The organism is Tundrisphaera macrotermitis (genome assembly GCF_051175315.1).
Lineage (GTDB): Bacteria > Planctomycetota > Planctomycetia > Isosphaerales > Isosphaeraceae > Tundrisphaera.
Window position 1 is genome coordinate 1,749,186 of the sequence record NZ_CP195100.1, and the last position, 15,914, is coordinate 1,765,099.

Sequence of the window (15,914 nt, forward strand, 5' to 3'; positions counted from 1 at the left end):
GTCACTCACCTCGCGCAATGGGGAACGCGGCGCCGCCCCGACGCCGGACCCCTCCAGTATGGCCCGAGGTCCCCCCCGCGTCGATGCCGGTCCGCCCCGGTCAAGAAATCGCCACGCGCGGCGAAATATTCCCCGAACGAATTCATCCCGGGCTCGCGCCGCAGGCCGCAAACCGATACAACCAATGGATATACCTCACGTCACGGCGGGCGGAACGGCCTTTGCCTAGGACGGCTCATCCCGCCCGAACCGACCCTCGACCGAAAGGCCCACCTCGCCATGAAGAGACGACCCGGCTTCACCCTGATCGAACTCCTGGTGGTCATCGCGATCATCGCCGTGCTGATCGCCCTCCTGCTGCCCGCCGTGCAGGCGGCGCGCGAGGCCGCGCGGCGGATGCAGTGCGTCAACAACCTCAAGCAGATGGGGCTCGCCCTCCACAATTACGAGGGGGTCGCCGGCGTCCTCCCCCCGGCGCTGGCCATCCGGCCGGCCGGCACCGGGTTCGTCACCAACTCGTTCGGCATCAATCCCCGCATCCTCCCCTTCGCCGAGCAGGGGCCGGTCTTCAACGGGATCAACTTCGACATCGAGATGTACTCGACGGGCGGGCAGAACACGACGGTCACGGGCATCTTCATCAAGCTCTTCGTCTGCCCCAGCGAGGTCCGGCCCGACTTCACCCACAACGTGGGCGGGCGGATGAACGTGGCCAGCTACGCCTATTGCGAGGGGGATTGGTTCGTCTGGGGCGGGCTGAACTCGAACCGGTCCAACCGCTCGGCCTTCGGGCCCAACCAGTCGCGCCGGATGGCCGAGTTCAACGACGGTCTGAGCAACACGCTCTGGATGTCGGAGTGCAAGGCGTACATGCCCTACTACCGCGATTGCACGGCCGACGGCACCCTGTCCAACTTCGGCCCCGGCAAGACCTACAACGCCGACAACGTCCCGCCCCCGGACGCCGACCCGTACGCCGTGGCCCCCGAGTACCGGGGCGGCGGCTGCGCCCTGCGCGATGGCGTGGCGGAGGGGTTGCACGTCGAGTGGGTCGAATCCAGCGTGAACCACGTCGGCTTCACCACCGCGTGGCCGCCGAACAAGCGGATCGCCGGCGGGCCGAACGGGCAATTCGTCGAGATGGACCTGAACAGCCGCCGCGAGAAGACCGGCCCCACCTCGGGCAACTTCGCCGCGATCACGGCCCGGAGCTACCACCCCGGCGGGGTGAACGCCCTGATGGGCGACGGCTCGGTCCGGTTCGTCAAGAGCACAATCAACGGGTTCGCCTGGCGGGCCCTGGGCTCGGTCGCCGGGGGCGAGGTCATCGGCTCCGACAGCCTCTGATCCCCCGGCGTCTCCGGCTCCGCGGCTCGCCAAGCGGCACGGGGCTTGCTGAGCCAGGCCCGATGTGGCGAGGGTCGGAAATGCCCCGATCGACGATCGGGGCCGCCCTCCTTACCCCCTCCAGTCGGGAGCCCGACGATGCCGAACATCTCGTCCCACAACGACAGCAACGCCAAGAACACCAGCTCCGGCCAGGGCGCCCACGGGATGGGCGGGCAGCCGGACGACGACCCCCGCGACCTCGAACGGGGCGGCACCGGCCGCTCGACCTCCGACGCGGGCGGCGGCACCGGCCCCATCCCCGGCGCCTTCGGCGGCCCGCTGGGCTCCGAGCCCGGGGGCGGCTCGGCCGGCAACCAGACCGTCGGCCCCATGGGCGACAAGGACGCCATGCCCGAGCTCGACGACGCCATCCGCAAGGCCCGCGAGCAGGGCACGACCTGAACCGGGATCTCATCGCCCGGGGCGACCCCTCCTCGCCCCGGCCCAGACGCCGAATAATCCTTTGATCTCACCGACGGCGCCGGATAGCATCGCCCCTATACCATCCAGGGAGGGGCATCATGCGTCGGATCGCCGCCGGACGAATCGTGTGGTCTTGGGTCATGGGCCTGGCCTTGGCGGGGTCCTCACTCCTCCCCGAGAACCCGCAAGCCCTCGCCCAGGAGCGGCCAGGCGATCGGGACAAGAGGCCCGCCGCCGAGCCGCCGAAGGCCGCGCCGGCTCCCCGGGCGCCAGCCCGGCCCCGCCGGCAGCCCGCCGGCAGCCGGGGCGTCCACGTCCAGGGCCGAGTGGTGGACGACGAGACCGGCCGGCCGATCGAGGGCTTCGGATTTCAGAAACGCCGGCCCGATGCCGACGACCCGACCCGGTCGACCCGGGACACCTCGATCCGTTTGGTCCCCAGCAGCTTCATGGTTCGGGACTGGAAGGCGGTTGCGGTCGACCGCAACCCCGAAGGAAAGTTCGACCTCTTCCTCCAGGTCCCGGCCGATGGGGGCCGGCAGGTCGACGGGCTCCGCATCCTCGCCGATGGCTACGAGCCCGAAATCATCGAGGGCCAGCGGTTCGTCCTGGAGGAGGCCGGGCGGACCATGGAACTCACGGTGCGGCTGAAGCGGGGCCGGACGATCGTCGGCACGGTGATCGACCACCTCGGGCGGCCGGCATCCGGGGCGAGGCTCTACCTGCTCCGGCCGAACACCGGGCGGATGCTGATCAGGGACGACATCATCGGCGAGGGGCTCGCCCCCGGCCTGCTCGACCCCTCGGTGACGCGGGCCACCGCCGACGCCGAGGGCCGCTTCCGCCTGACGGGCATCGGCGACGCCCATACGATCGGCGTCTCCGCCCCGGCCTTCCGCCACTGGTTCACGGCGGTGCCCGAACCGAGGGCGGAGGTGGTGCTCCGGCTCCCGGAACCGGCGACGCTCCGCATCCCGGTGAAGATCGAGGGGGATGGAGGCGAGGTCAGCCTCAGCCTGTATCCTCGCGGCGACCGGTTCGCCGGCGACGGCCTGACCATCTGGCGGACGTTCACGGTCGGCAACCCGGGCGAGCTCGTCCTGCGGGACATCGCCCCGGGCTCCTACCAGCTCTCCCGCGAGAAGCGGGTCATGGTCGGGGCCCAGGGCTGGGATGTCCGTATGGAGTCGCGGATCATCGATCTCGAGTCGGGACGCGACAACCTGGCCGACCTCGTCCGGAAGCCGGGCCGTCCCCTCGTCGGCAAGGTGATCAGCCCCGCCGGCGATCCAGCCAGGATGATCTTCGTCGGCATCGAGGCCCTCCCGTTGAAGGACCCGGGCCGCCTGGGCTTCACCCGCGACCTCCTTGATGTGGTCGCCTGCGACGATGCCGGAGGCTTCCGCACCGCCCGCGTACCGCCGGGCGAATATCAAATCCGGGCTGTGGGATATCGGGGCGGGCCGAGGTACGGCCCCTTCTCTCCGATCGAGCCGATCGACTTCAACGGCTCGGCGACGACGAGCCTCCCCGCCGAAGGCGATGCCCCGGCCGTCGCGGTCCGGCTCGAAGCCTTCCCAGCAAGGCAAACCAGGCCCGGTGGGATCGCGGCCCGCTCAGGCCGGCCCGACGGCGGGACTCCGACTCGGTGACCAGAGCGTGGCGTAGACGCACAGGCTTACCAGGACCACCGCCGCGGACAGGCTGCGTTCATGATGCCCACGTCGGGCCGGGTGGCAGGGTCATCGGCATCCGGGATTGACGGAGTAGACAGGCACGACGAGTCGGGCCTTCTCGAAGGGGCAGGCCGATGCCACTACCCCACGCCCCGACGCAGCGGCGAATCCCTTCGATCCCAAGCCGCCCGCGAGATACGATCGCCGCGAGATCACACCGGGGAGCGACACGATGCGTCGGATCGGAACCAAAAAGCTCGTCGGCAGGTGGACGGTTGGGCTCGCCGTGGCGGGCGTCACGCTCGTGCCGGGCCGCCTGATGGGCGTCGCCCTGGCACCGAGAGGCGACGTCAGGAGGGTGAACGTCCGGGGTCATGTGGTGGACGACGAGACCGGCCGGCCGATCGAAGCGTTCGGAGTCCAGCCACGCCAGGATGCGTCGCGAGATCCGACCCGGGCGACCTGGAGCGACTCGATCCGGATCGTCCCCGGCAGTCACACGCGGAAGGGCGGGAAGAGGGCCTATGCCCCCAACCCCGGGGGTGAGTTCGACTACAGCATCTCTTATCGGGAGGACCCCGACGGCCCGACCGACGGGCTTCGCATCCTCGCCGACGGCTACGAGCCCACGCCCGTCGAGACGATCAGCCTCGCGCCGCTCGATCGGTTCGATGCCGGGATGACGTTCGACATGGTGATCCGGATGAAGCGGGGCCGGGCGGTCGTCGGACGGGTCGTCGACCACCTCGGGCGGCCGGCGGCCGGGGCGAAGCTCTACCTGCTTCGCCCGGACTCAGGGCGGGTGACGATCCACGAAGACGTGATCGGCGAGGGTTCGGATCAAGGCCTGCTCGACCCCTCACTGACGCGGGCCACCGCCGACGCCGACGGGCGATTCCGGCTCGATGGCGTCGACGAGGCCGGCGCCATCGGCGTCTCGGCACCGACGTTCCATCACTGCATCGTCCCCCTGCCCGCGCCCGGGCATGAAGCCGCCATCAGCCTGCCGGAGCCGGCCACGCTCCGCATCCGCGTCGACCTGGAAGGGGATCCGCCCGAGGTGAAGTTCGACCTCTACTCGATGGAAGCCGCGGAGGCATCGGCCCGCGTGGCGGTCCGGAGGTCGTTCACCATCGCCAACCCGGGCGAGATCGTAGTGCGGAACGCCACCCCCGGCAGGTTCCGCATCGACCGCCGCAAGGTCATCGCCGGGTCGGCCGAGCCGCAGGACTACTCCGTCGAGGCGCGGTTCATGACGATCGAGGCCGGGCAGGCCCACGACGCCGACTACGTGCGTGATCAGGGCCGGCCCGTGGTGGGGCGGGTACGCCTCCCCGATGGGGAACGGCCCAGGGTGCTTTACGTCGGGATCGAGCCCGTGATCACGGGGCCGCGCGGCGGTCGGATCCCGAGCGCCCCGCCCCTCCTGGACATCGTCGCCTGCGACCTGGAAGGGAATTTCCGGACGGCCCGCATCCCGCCGGGCCGCTACACGGCCCGGGTCGACGGACACCTGGTCCGGGCCCGATACGGGCCGTTCCACATGATGAACGGCCCGGATTTCGAGGGGGAGCAGACCCTGACTGTCCCGGCCGACGGCGAACCGCCCGCGCCGGCGACGATCATCGAGGCCCGGCGGAAGCACTGGACCACGGTACCGATCCTGAAAGACGCGGTGGGAGGCCCCTGACCGCCCCGGCTCAGCGATCGACGGCCTTGTACAGCGTCTTGGAGCGGCGGAAGCCGATCTTGCGGTAGAGTTGCACCGCCGAGTCGTTCTCGGCGGTGACCTCCAGGTAGGCCCGGCGGAGGCCGGCCTGGTAGAAGCCTTCCAGGGCCTGGCGTACCAGGGCGCGGCCGAGGCCGAGGCCGCGATACGCCGGGACGACGCCGAGGTTCTGGATCGCGCCGATCGGGCCGCGATCCATGACCCCCTGGACCGTGCCGCAGAAGCCGTCCGGGCCGGCGATCAGCCAGGTGGAGACGGCCAGGAAGCCCGGCTTGCGGCGGATCTCGCGCATCAGGCGGAGGCAGCCGTGGCGTTCCCCCAGGCAGGGGAAGACGTGGGCGTCGATCTCCCCCCGGAAGCTGAGGTATTTGACCTCGGCGTGGGTGTCGACCAGGGCCTCATCCCAGCCCACCCAGCGGTAGGGCGGGGCGAGTTGGGGAGGATCGAGCGACCCGTCCAGGTCGATCTCCATCCGGAACCGCTTGTAGTAGGTGATCGCCATCGAGCCCATGCGGTCCGCATCGCTACCCGGTCCGAGATTGGTGGATGGCGTATTTTATGACAGCCGATCGGCCGAGGTCAACGGATCGGAAACGGGGGCCGGCGGGGCTTCGGACGTGCGTTCCGGGCGGGCCACCAGCATCGGGATGCTCAGGCCGTGGCGGACCTTGTCCACCGTCTGGCCGAACAGGAGGTCGCTGACCAGCCGGTGGCCGTGCGAGCCCACCACCAGCAGGTCCACCGGCTCCTTGCGGAGGTAGCCGACCAGCATCCCGGCGCGGTCGGGGCCGTGGAGCAGGTGGAATCGGGTGGCATAGCCCCGCCCGGTCAGGACGTCGGCCACCTCCGACAGGTAGCGGTTGTCGGCGTCGGTCTCGCGGTCGCGGGTCTCCGCGCCGTACATCCGCGTGGTCACCGTGTCCACGACGTGCAGCAGCACCAGCGACGTCCGGCCCGGCTGGGCCAGGCTCAACGCCCGGCTCAGGATCTCCGCGTCGCCGGGCCCGTGCTCCAGGGCCACGCCGATCGTCGTGACCGGGCGCGGGCGGAGCGCATCCACCCAGTCCAGCTCGACGCTCGGCGCCGGCTTCCACGCCGGGGACGGCCGGACGAACGGCTTGACGGTCACCCAACCCAGCAGCGCCAGCCCGGCCGCCGCCAGCCCATAGCCCGCGCCGGCCACCACCCACGACAGCGGGATCGGCCCGACGGCGATGCCCGAGCCCGCCGCCGAATCGACCCACTCGTTGATCTGGTCCAGCACCAGCTTCAGGTTCAGGGATACGATGATCGCCGCCGAGATCCAGGCCAGCACCTGGCCCCACCACGGCGTGGCGAACTCGCCCATGTTGCGGCGGTTCGACGTGAAATGGATCAGGGGGATCACCGCGAAGGCCAGTTGCATGCTCAACACCACCTGGCTCATCACCAGCAGGTGCTGCGTCGCCCCCTCGCCGGCCAGCAACAGCGTCACGACGGCCGGCACCAGGGCCAGGCTCCTGGTGATCACCCGCCGCAGCCACGGGGCCAGCTTCAGGTCGAGATACCCCTCCATGATGATCTGCCCGGCCAGCGTGCCGGTCAGCGTCGAGCTCTGCCCGGCGCACAGCAGGGCCACGCCGAACAGGATCGGCGCCGCCGCCCCCAGGAACGGCGCCAGCAGCCGGTGGGCATCCTCGATGCTCGCCACCTCGGCCTTGCCGTGGAACACCGCGGCGCTGACGATCAGGATCGACGCGTTGACCAGCAGCGCCAGATTCAGCGCCACGGCCGAGTCGAACAGGTTGTAGCGGCACGCCTGGGCCTTGCTCGCACGGTCCGGGCCGATCCGCCGGGTCTGCACCAGGGCCGAGTGCAGGTAGAGGTTGTGGGGCATCACCGTCGCCCCCAGGATCCCGATGGCCACGAACAGCGCCCCGGGCGGCAGGCTCGGCCAGGCCCCACGCACGATCGCCGCCGGGTCGGGCCCGGCCATGAAGATCTGCACCAGGAAGCAGCCGCCGATGGTCAGCACCAGCACCAGGATCACGGCTTCCATCTTCTTCATGCCGAACCGCTGGAGCCACAGCAGCACGAATGTATCCAGCGCCGTGACCAGGCACCCCCAGAGCATCGGGATGCCGAACAGGAGCTTCAGCGCGATCACCGTGCCGACCACCTCGGCCAGGTCGCACGCGGCGATGGCGATCTCGGCCAGGAACCAGAGCGCGATGTTGATCGGCCGCGAATATTCGGCCCGGCACGCCTGCGCCAGGTCGTGCCCGGTCACCACGCCCAGCCGCGCCGAGAGCGTCTGGAGCACCAGCGCCATCGCGTTGGACATCAGCAGGACCCAGATCAACGCATAGCCGAACCGGGCCCCGCCCTCCAGGTCCGTCGCCCAGTTGCCCGGGTCCATGTAGCCGACGCTGACCAGGTAGGCGGGCCCCAGGTACGCGAACAATCGCCCGAGAGGATGGCGTTGCGACACTGGGACCGTGCCATGGACGTCTTCCAGCGACCTGCGGCCGTCGACCACATCCTCATTCACGGGCATCAAATCCCTCCCCATCCAGCTCCTCGGGCGTAAGAATGCCAATACCTTAACAGGGCTCTAGACCGGCCACAAGTCGCTTTTAGGCAAATCGCAGGACGGACCAACCTCAACCACCATTCAGTTTTTCGGTCCACCAAAACTTTCTTTAGTAGCCGTCGGCACGAATTGTGCAGCCTCTACCGGCCATGTCAATCGATCCTCACTTCCGGATCGGATGATTCGATTGCCAACATTGGGAGCACATCATGACGCGTCGCATGTGGGGATTGATCCTGGCGTGCGGGATGGTCATCGGGATGGCCGACACGGCCAAGGCCCAGTTCAGCCTGACGATCGGAAACCCCTACCTGGGTTCGGGCCTGTCCATCGGGGCCCCCGCCTACGGCTACAGCTACAACTCGTTTTCGTCCTATGGCTACGGCGTGGGCGGGCTCTACGGGGCGCCGATCGTGACGGCCCCGGTCGTGGGGGCGCCGTTCGTCTACAGCTCTGGCTATCGGGGCTTCGGCCCGCCCCCGCCCCCGCCGCCCCCTCCCTTCTACCGCGGATTCCGGGGCGGCCCCGGCTTTGGCCCCGGCCCCGGCTTCCGGCCCGGCCCGTTCCGCGGCTACGGCGGGTTCCGCCGCTGAGCGAATCGGGATCGATTGATCGGATTGTCCGAAAACGGGCGGCCAAAAGCCGCCCGTCTTCGCGTTCGAAGCCGGCCCACGCCGGACGCGCGGACTATACTCCCTGTTGTTCCGGGATTGGCACCACGAACGATTCGGGGGGTGAGGGTATGCATCGCCGGACGGGACTGCTCGCGATGGTGTTCTGCGCGGCCATCGCCCCGGTGCGGGCCGAGGCCCAGGCGATCTACGGCGGGTACACGGCCCAGTATCGGCTCGACGGGGTGAAGGACGGCTCGACCTTCGGGACGAGCTGGGGAGTGGCCAGCTACGGCAGCCGCCGCACCTACTCCGAGTTCTCCTCACCGTATGGGGCGGGGTACGGCTACGGCTACAAGCCCACGACGTTCGCACCCGGGCCGTTCGGCATCGGCCTGTGGCGTCCGGGCGCGGGCGAGGGCTCGGTCTACGGCGCCCCCAATTCGTACCGCACCTTCCCCTATCCCTACGCGCCCGGCCCGGTCCGCTACGGCCCGCCGATCGGCGTCTACGCCCCGGGCTTCGGCCCGGACCTCCCCCCGGGCTGACCCCCGATCGTCGCCGGGTGTCGCTCTCGATCCCGGACATCCTCCGGCCGGCCTCGAACCGAGGCCGGCCCACCCCGACGCGTCGCCCCTCAGCATCCTCGACGCCATCCCCTCCATCCGGCCGGCGCACCAGGACCGCCCCGCGACCTCCCTCCGCCGGCCGAGGTGGCCGACGAGGGGCGTGGTCCCGGCGATGCAGCCGCTCACCTCGCCCGATGCCCCCGGCCCCCGATCGTCCTCCCGGAGGGCGTCGCTTCGGCACGTCCGGGCGGGCCATGGCCGACGACCGTCCCGGGAGGGACGCCTGGCGGATCGGTTCGGGCCGTGGGCGTCCGCCCCATTACCCCGCCTCCAGGGCGTCGGGATCGTCCCGTCACGCCAGCGGGCGGCCCAGACCCACGGAATCGAGAGCGATACCCGCCACGACTTCGGCCCCCAATAACCTCTTGATCCGAACGAGGCCTTTCGAGTACAACAGTGCACCTCTCGCCGGCGATCGGAGCCGCGAGGGGCCGGGTTGGTGGGATTTCGGAATCATTTTTGATTTCGCGCGAACCCGGACGAAGAGTTCCCTGTCAGACCGGCGGACACGCGGGGACAACGTTCATCCCGTCGCCCCTCAAGAGTCCGCGAATCGAACCCAGGTCGGGCGTGTGGCCCGGCCGGTAGACACGAGGAATCGGGAAACCAAGCGGCCCCCATCCACTTGTCTGCGCCCGAGGGGTTGAGCCCTCGTCTGCCTTGATCGATGCCCCGGCCTGAACGCCGGGGCGAATGGCCCGACGGCGACCGTCGCCGGGCATCTCCAACCCGCCCCCGCGTGGCGGAGTGAGGGTCTTGCCATGTTGAACCGCACGAACCGGACGCTCTCGGCCAATTCCACCCGGCTGAACCTCGGCACGCGGTCGTTCGCCCTCGTCGCGAACGCCAACATCGGCAACGAGACCCTGCGCCACGCCCACGCCGCCCCACATGCCGCCGTGCGCGCCGGGGCCGTACGCTATCCGGTATCCATTCGGTTTGATATTCCGCCGATGGCGGATCCCAAACCGTTGGAACCGAAGATGGCGAAGGCCTCCGGTTCATCGCCCCTGACCTCGTGGCCCGGTTCGGGCCAGCAGGCATGGGCCCAGGTCCCGCTCGTCGCCGATGCGTTCGTCGTCGTCAGGCCGGTTGTCGACACAGTCGTCAGCCAACCCGGACGGTGCGTCGCCCCGCCGGTCCTATCCCCGAGTCGCCTCGCGAGGCTACCCCTCGCGAGCTGCCGCCGACCCGAGATGGGATTGGCGGGCCGATTGGCCCGAGCTGCCATGGTCTCCGACGCCGCGCCATAAGCGTGGCCTCGGGGGATGAGAGCCGAACCCCCAGATCACTACCGATGGGTCGTCGCGAATGGTCGCGGTGCCGGGCCGCCCTGATGGGGCAGGGCCCGTGCCTCGATCGCCGCGGACCCCGGTCCTGACCGGGCGGTTTGGCCCGCGCGGGCGAGCATTGGTTTTGGCCGAGACCTTCGGCCCGGATCGATGGACGCCGCGCCCCAGCCGTCACCGTCGGTCGCCGTCCCCGGCGTGTCCGTGCCGAGGTCGATGTGCGCCGCCCGCGCCCGGGCCGCGCCCTCGCCGCCTCGCAGGATACCCCGATCGGAGGGCGCCCGGACCGTGTTCCGCAGCGGCGTCCGCCCGCGCCCGCCGAGACCTCGCCCCGCGAGGCCGGCCCGCGGCCGATCGGACGTCGAACCCCAGGGGATGGGGGGGCGAATTTCCGTGATCGCGACCTTGGATTGTCACGCGTCTACCGTCGGGGAATCGAAGTGGTCCGAGCTGGCCGACCTGGTCGTCCGCGCCCAGGATGGCGACCGCGCCGCCTTCGGCGAGCTGGTCGAGCAGTTCGAGCGGACCGTGCACGCCATCTGCCTCCGCCGGCTGGGCAACTCCAGCGAGGCGCTGGAGCTGACGCAGGAGGTCTTCCTCCACGTCATGAAGCGGCTCGACCAGCTCCGCGAACCCGAGCGGTTCGCCGGCTGGCTCCGCCAGGTCGCGGCCCGGATGGCGATCAATCGGGCGACCCGCCGGGTCCAGCCCCCCACCGTCGAAACCGAGATCCTCGAAGCCGCCGGCACCGAGCGCCACGGCGCCCCGCTCGACGAGCTGATCGCCCGCGAGCGGGCCCAGAAGCTGTGGGCCGGGCTGGAGCGGCTCAAGGACCTCGACCGCGAGACCCTGGTGGCGTTCTACATCCGGGGCCAGTCCCTGATCGAGATCGCCGAGGGGCTGGACACCCCGATCGGCACCATCAAACGGCGCCTCCACACCGCCCGGAAGCGGCTCAAGGCCGAACTCCAGGCCGGCGCGGCCGACGCCTCCGAGTGGTGCGACGACGAGCCCGAGGAGGAAGCCGAACTCGTCGGCGTCTCCGAAGAGTCTTACTTCTGATCCCGACCCCGGCCCTCGCCCCCCGGCGAGGGCCGGGGGCTCCTCCGCGGCTTGGGAGGTTCGCCAACATCATCCGGCCAGAGTGGATCGTATCGCAACTCAATTGGGTTGGTAGACCGGGATCTGCCGGCGGTCAAATCAAATCGGCATCGCTGTTCGGCGGGGTCACTTTTGTCCTTCTGCGTGCATACAAGCCGACGCCATAGAGCATGGGAGCCATGAGCCCCAGCTGAAAGGCGCTACGACCCAGCTCATCCCAAAGACTCCCATGCTTCTGAGCAGCCACAACCGGGACTATGCCCATGATGAACGCGGCAAGTCCATCCCTGCGTCGGCTCGCTGCACGATACGTCATCCAGAGGAGTAGGCCGACGAACGCTCCGTATGAGGCCAGGACTGCAAATCGGGCGTAGGTTTCCCCATGCCTCTCAGTCAGCAAGATGAGCCCGGTGATCCAACTCAGAGGCGTCATCAAGAGTGCCGGCCCCCAGAACTGAATTTGACGGCTGAGTCTCGTCGGCCTGGGGGTCATGGTCCTCTTACCTCACGACGCTCGGCTATCCGCTCCGTTTGACCGCCGACTCATTCGACGCCCTTGGACTGGTCAAACGCCATTGATGCTAATCTTGCGGGAAGGACTCGCACTACCCGCGACTGGCCCTCCGAAATCCGTCCTGGCTGGGTGATTTTGGCGAACCTCCTTAATCCCAGCTCCGGACGGTCGCGCCTCCGAACACAACCCGATTCACTTGAGGCGTGAAGATCGGGTAGGGGAAGCATGGCTCCAGGGCGCTGCCCGCGTCGAGGGCCTGGAGTTGCTCGGCCGACAGGCGGATCTCCAGCGAGGCCAGGTTGTCGTGCAGTTGCTCGACCGTGCTGGCCCCCAGGATCGGCGAGGTGATGCCCGGCCGGGCCGAGGCCCAGGCCAGCGCGACCTGCGCCATCGGCCGGTCGACCTCCGCGGCCGCCGCGCGGAGCGTGTCCAGGACCCGCCAGTTGCGGTCGGTGAACTTGGAATCCCCGAACGGGTTGCTGCCGATGAGCCGGCCCTCGCCGGCCGCCTTCTCCCCCTCGCGGCGGTACTTGCCGGCCAGGAAGCCGGCGGCCAGGGGGCTCCAAGGCACCACGCCGAGGCCGCACTCCCGCGCGGCGGGCAGGTGCTCGCGCTCGATGCTCCGCTCGACCAGGGAGTATTCGAGCTGCAGGGCGATCGGCCCGGGGATCGAATGGGCCGAGGCCAGAGTGGCGGCCTTCGCCGCGTACCAGGCGGGCATGTCCGACAGGCCGAAGTAGCGGATCTTGCCCGCCCGCACCAGGTCGCCGAGCGTCTGCATGACCTCTTCAACCGGCGTGACGAGGTCGTAGACGTGAATCCAGTAGAGGTCGACGTAGTCTGTGCGGAGCCGACGGAGCGACCCTTCCAGGGCGCGATGGACGTTCTTGCGTCCGTTGCCTCCGGCGTTGGGATTGCCCGGCGTCCCGCCGTGGAAGCCGAACTTGGTCGCGACCACCAGCCGATCCCGGAGGCTCCCGGCCTCGATGAACCGGCCGATCAGTTCCTCGCTGCGTCCCCTGGCATAGACGTCGGCGGTGTCGATGAAGTTACCGCCGGCCTCGACGTAGGCCCGGAAGATCGACTCGGACGCCTCGTCGGACGATCCCCACCTCGGGGTGCCGAAGGTCATCGTCCCCAGGCAGAGCGGGCTGACGACCAGGCCGGATCGGCCCAGGGTGCGGAAGTCGGTGAGCGGCATGGGGGCTCGCATCCCTTCGGTTGGCCGGGCGGTCAGTAGGGGGTCGGGGCGTCGTGCTCCCGTTCCCGGAGATAGGCCTGCGCCCCGGCCCGCAGCCGGGCGAAGTCGAACCAGGCCAGGGCCACGATGGGCGCGACCAGCAGGCCGACGACCGCAGCCCCGACGTCGGGGCGGCCGAATCCGGCGAAGATCAGGAGGAAGATCAGGCCGATGCCGGCCGGGATCGCCGTCAGGGCGATCGTGGCTCTCCGATGCCGTTCCAGCTGGTCGGCGATCGGCTCGGCGTCGAGCCGGAGCCGGCCGAGCCGGCGTCGCCAGTAGATTTCCCGTTGCTTGTCCATCGCCTCGGTCAGTCGAACAGGGTGGTGCGGGGCCTCTGCGGCGGGGACGGCTCGGCCTGGCCCAGCAGGGCGCGGAGGTCGCGGGCGGTCGCCGGGGAATGGCCGGCATAGTGGTTGTTCAGGAACACGGCCACCGGCACCCGCGCGGCCATGTCGCGGATCACCCCGGCGGTCTCGGCCAGCTCGGCCGAGCGGTCGACCACGACCTTGTCCCAGGTGGTCGTGATCTTCTCGATCGACTCGCGGTCGCCCAGCAGGCGGACGAACCCCAGGGGGCCGGTCACCGGGTCGACCTCCGCCGCCACCTGCGCCGGGCGGGGCATCCAGGTCTGCTCGGTCAGGGTCAGGGCGGCGTTATGGTCGCGGAGCACCTCGACCAGCTTCGCCCCCACCCATCGCGGGTTGCGGACCTCGACGGCCAGCGGCACCTGATGATGGGGCCAGTGGGCCAGGAAGTCGTCGAGCACGGCCAGGAAGTCGTCGAGCGACGCGAATGCCCCCCGGTTGAAGTAACCGAGCTGGAGCAACGCCGCCGTCAGCTTCTCACCCAGCGGGAGGATCGACCCGACGAAGGCATCGACCTCGTCCTGGCAGTCGCGCAACTGCTTCTGGTGGGTGATGACCTGGGGGACCTTGAGCGCGAACCGGAAGCCCTGGGGCGTGCGGTCGCGCCAGCCCCGGACCATCGCGGCCGAGGGGATCCGGTAGAAAGTGCTGTCGACCTCGACGATCGGGAAGCGGTCGGCGTACCACTCGAGGAACTCGCCCGCCTTCATCCCATCGGGGTAGAAGGGGCCGGCCCAGTCGGGGTAGCTCCAGCCGCTGCATCCGATCCAGATCGGGTGGGCCGGTACGTTCATGCGCCCAGTATATGAAGACGCGGGCCATCGGGAAGGGGGCAACGTCGACCCGTTTCCCGATGGCCCGCCGGTTCACTGGCCGCCGACGGCCTTGACCTCGGGCCTGGCATCGGCCGGCTTGGGGGTGTCGAGCGGGATGAAGTCGTAGATGCCGATGCACATCTCGTCGTTGGTCTGCTCGCCCCAGTGGACCAGCTTCGGCGGGCTCGACGGGTTGGCCGGGTTGTCGGCCGAGTTGTCGAAGTGGGCCGTCATCTCGAACCAGGCCCCCTTGGGCAGGCGGATCGGCTCGACCAGCGCATACGTCCCCTGCCAGTTGAAGTTCCAGCGGTCGATCTGGATCAGGGGGATCCGCGTCCCGGCCTCGTCGGGCAGGACGGCGTCGAACCGGAAGTCCTTGCCGAGCCAGTGCATGTGGGGCATCACGGCGGTCAGGAGGATGTCGCGAGAGAGCGGCTTGCCCCCCATCATCCCGGCCCGGGTGTTCCCCTTGACCGTGTATTCGGTCGATCCGGGCGGGATGACCAGGACATCCCGGAGCATCTCGTCCAGGCCAGGCCGCTTGCCTTCGGCCGCCATCGCCCGGGCCTTCGCCATGATCTTGAGGCCCTGGAGGGGCGGAACCTCGGGGAAGACGAACCCGGTGCGGACCTGCTTCGCCAAAGGCTTGTCGGACAGGTAGAGGCCGATCGAGGTGGCGTCGGTCTCCGGCTTGCCGCTCTTGTGGTAATGCATCTGGATCAGGACGTCGGCCTTGCTGGGCAGGATGTATCCCGCCCCCTCCGGGGCATAGCGCGGGCGGCTGCCCGGGGTCCAGATCGGCAAGAACCCGCGCAGGGGGACGCCGTCGCCGAACCCACCGACCGCCTCGTAGCCCGGGCCCGGGTCCTTGGCGTCGAGTTCACGGGCCCGGCCCGAGGAATCGATGGCCGCGATCACGTGGTGGACGACCTTGCGGTTGCCCGGCTTGAAGTCCACCGCCCGGATCCACCGATCGGACGGGAAGTCGGTCGGCAGGACGAACACGCGGAACTCGTCGTCCCCCTCGGCGGAGAGTGAGCGGGGCTCGGGCATGGTCAGGATCAGGTCGGGCGGGCCCAGCGGCCAGTCGCCGGCGAACTCGCGGGGCGCGGGCGCATCCTTGGGATCCCCCTCCGGGCACCCGGCGTCGGCCCAGGCCTTGAGGGTCGCGATGTCGGCGTCGGACAGGATCCTCTGGTCGCGGAACGGCCCGCCCACCTTTGTTGACGCCGGCCACGGCGGCATGAGCCGCTCGCCCGTGACGTGGGCGAGGTCGCCGGCACGCTTGCGGGCCTGCTCATACGTCGTCAGGGCGAACGGGGCGACCTGGCCGGGCCGGTGGCAGTCCTGGCAGTTGCTTTGGAGGATCGACGCCACGTCCCGGTGATAGGTGGGCGCCTCGCCCCGGGCCGGGGATCCGCCCAGGAAGGCGGCCCCGGCCGTCAGCAGCAGCCCGATCGCGGTGCCTCGTCGCATGAAATTTCGATCCTTGGATGTCAGTTCGGGTCGCGGGACACATCCCGCCCCGGTCGTTGTACCCGGCCGGCTGCCCCCCGGT

At 69.7% G+C, this 15,914-nt stretch carries 14 protein-coding genes; 8 read left to right on the top strand and 6 right to left on the bottom strand.

Annotated features, from left to right (window positions below; genetic code table 11):
• The first annotated feature begins 279 nt into the window (after positions 1-279).
• From TA3x_RS07355 to TA3x_RS07370, 4 genes are all read left to right on the top strand, one after another.
• Positions 280-1,347: a DUF1559 domain-containing protein gene (locus TA3x_RS07355; protein WP_435019774.1), complete on the top strand. Its 1,068-nt coding sequence runs from the start codon at positions 280-282 to the stop codon at positions 1,345-1,347.
• Positions 1,348-1,485: 138 nt separating this feature from the next.
• Complete coding sequence (locus TA3x_RS07360; protein ID WP_435019776.1) at positions 1,486-1,791, top strand: hypothetical protein; 306 nt, start codon at positions 1,486-1,488, stop codon at positions 1,789-1,791.
• Positions 1,792-1,910: 119 nt separating this feature from the next.
• The gene (locus TA3x_RS07365) at positions 1,911-3,464 is read left to right on the top strand and encodes a carboxypeptidase-like regulatory domain-containing protein (protein ID WP_435019778.1); all 1,554 of its coding nucleotides are present in this window, start codon (positions 1,911-1,913) and stop codon (positions 3,462-3,464) included.
• A 256-nt stretch (positions 3,465-3,720) separates the two neighbouring features.
• On the top strand, positions 3,721-5,178 hold the full coding sequence (locus TA3x_RS07370) for a carboxypeptidase-like regulatory domain-containing protein (RefSeq protein ID WP_435019780.1): 1,458 nt from the start codon (positions 3,721-3,723) through the stop codon (positions 5,176-5,178).
• A 10-nt stretch (positions 5,179-5,188) separates the two neighbouring features.
• Here the strand turns inward: TA3x_RS07370 and TA3x_RS07375 are convergent, their stop codons facing one another.
• Together TA3x_RS07375 and TA3x_RS07380 are read right to left on the bottom strand one after the other, a co-directional pair.
• The gene (locus TA3x_RS07375) at positions 5,189-5,719 is read right to left on the bottom strand and encodes a GNAT family N-acetyltransferase (RefSeq protein WP_435022311.1); all 531 of its coding nucleotides are present in this window, start codon (positions 5,717-5,719) and stop codon (positions 5,189-5,191) included.
• Between the two features lie 54 nt (positions 5,720-5,773).
• Entirely contained in the window at positions 5,774-7,753 is a 1,980-nt protein-coding gene (locus TA3x_RS07380) for an Nramp family divalent metal transporter (protein WP_435019782.1), read from the bottom strand.
• 245 nt (positions 7,754-7,998) lie between these two features.
• On the opposite strand from TA3x_RS07380, the gene TA3x_RS07385 reads away from it, so the two are divergent.
• The 4 genes from TA3x_RS07385 (at position 7,999) to TA3x_RS07400 (ending at position 11,380) form a co-directional block, all read left to right on the top strand.
• The gene (locus TA3x_RS07385; protein WP_435019783.1) at positions 7,999-8,382 is read left to right on the top strand and encodes a hypothetical protein; all 384 of its coding nucleotides are present in this window, start codon (positions 7,999-8,001) and stop codon (positions 8,380-8,382) included.
• 149 nt (positions 8,383-8,531) lie between these two features.
• The gene (locus tag TA3x_RS07390) at positions 8,532-8,948 is read left to right on the top strand and encodes a hypothetical protein (protein WP_435019785.1); all 417 of its coding nucleotides are present in this window, start codon (positions 8,532-8,534) and stop codon (positions 8,946-8,948) included.
• Positions 8,949-9,790: 842 nt separating this feature from the next.
• Complete coding sequence (locus TA3x_RS07395; RefSeq protein WP_435019787.1) at positions 9,791-10,282, top strand: hypothetical protein; 492 nt, start codon at positions 9,791-9,793, stop codon at positions 10,280-10,282.
• Positions 10,283-10,711: 429 nt separating this feature from the next.
• Entirely contained in the window at positions 10,712-11,380 is a 669-nt protein-coding gene (locus TA3x_RS07400) for an RNA polymerase sigma factor (protein WP_435019789.1), read from the top strand.
• Between the two features lie 701 nt (positions 11,381-12,081).
• On the opposite strand, the gene TA3x_RS07405 is transcribed toward TA3x_RS07400, so the two are convergent.
• The 4 genes from TA3x_RS07405 to TA3x_RS07420 all read right to left on the bottom strand — a co-directional run bounded on the left by TA3x_RS07405 (position 12,082) and on the right by TA3x_RS07420 (position 15,832).
• Positions 12,082-13,134 (bottom strand): aldo/keto reductase, encoded by a 1,053-nt coding sequence (locus TA3x_RS07405; RefSeq protein ID WP_435019791.1) that lies wholly within the window; start codon positions 13,132-13,134, stop codon positions 12,082-12,084.
• A gap of 32 nt (positions 13,135-13,166) precedes the next feature.
• Complete coding sequence (locus tag TA3x_RS07410) at positions 13,167-13,475, bottom strand: hypothetical protein (protein ID WP_435019793.1); 309 nt, start codon at positions 13,473-13,475, stop codon at positions 13,167-13,169.
• Between the two features lie 8 nt (positions 13,476-13,483).
• A complete protein-coding gene (locus TA3x_RS07415) occupies positions 13,484-14,335 on the bottom strand; it encodes a DUF72 domain-containing protein (RefSeq protein ID WP_435019794.1) in 852 nt (283 codons plus the stop codon).
• Positions 14,336-14,407: 72 nt separating this feature from the next.
• Positions 14,408-15,832: an ascorbate-dependent monooxygenase gene (locus TA3x_RS07420; RefSeq protein WP_435019796.1), complete on the bottom strand. Its 1,425-nt coding sequence runs from the start codon at positions 15,830-15,832 to the stop codon at positions 14,408-14,410.
• Positions 15,833-15,914: the final 82 nt, after the last annotated feature.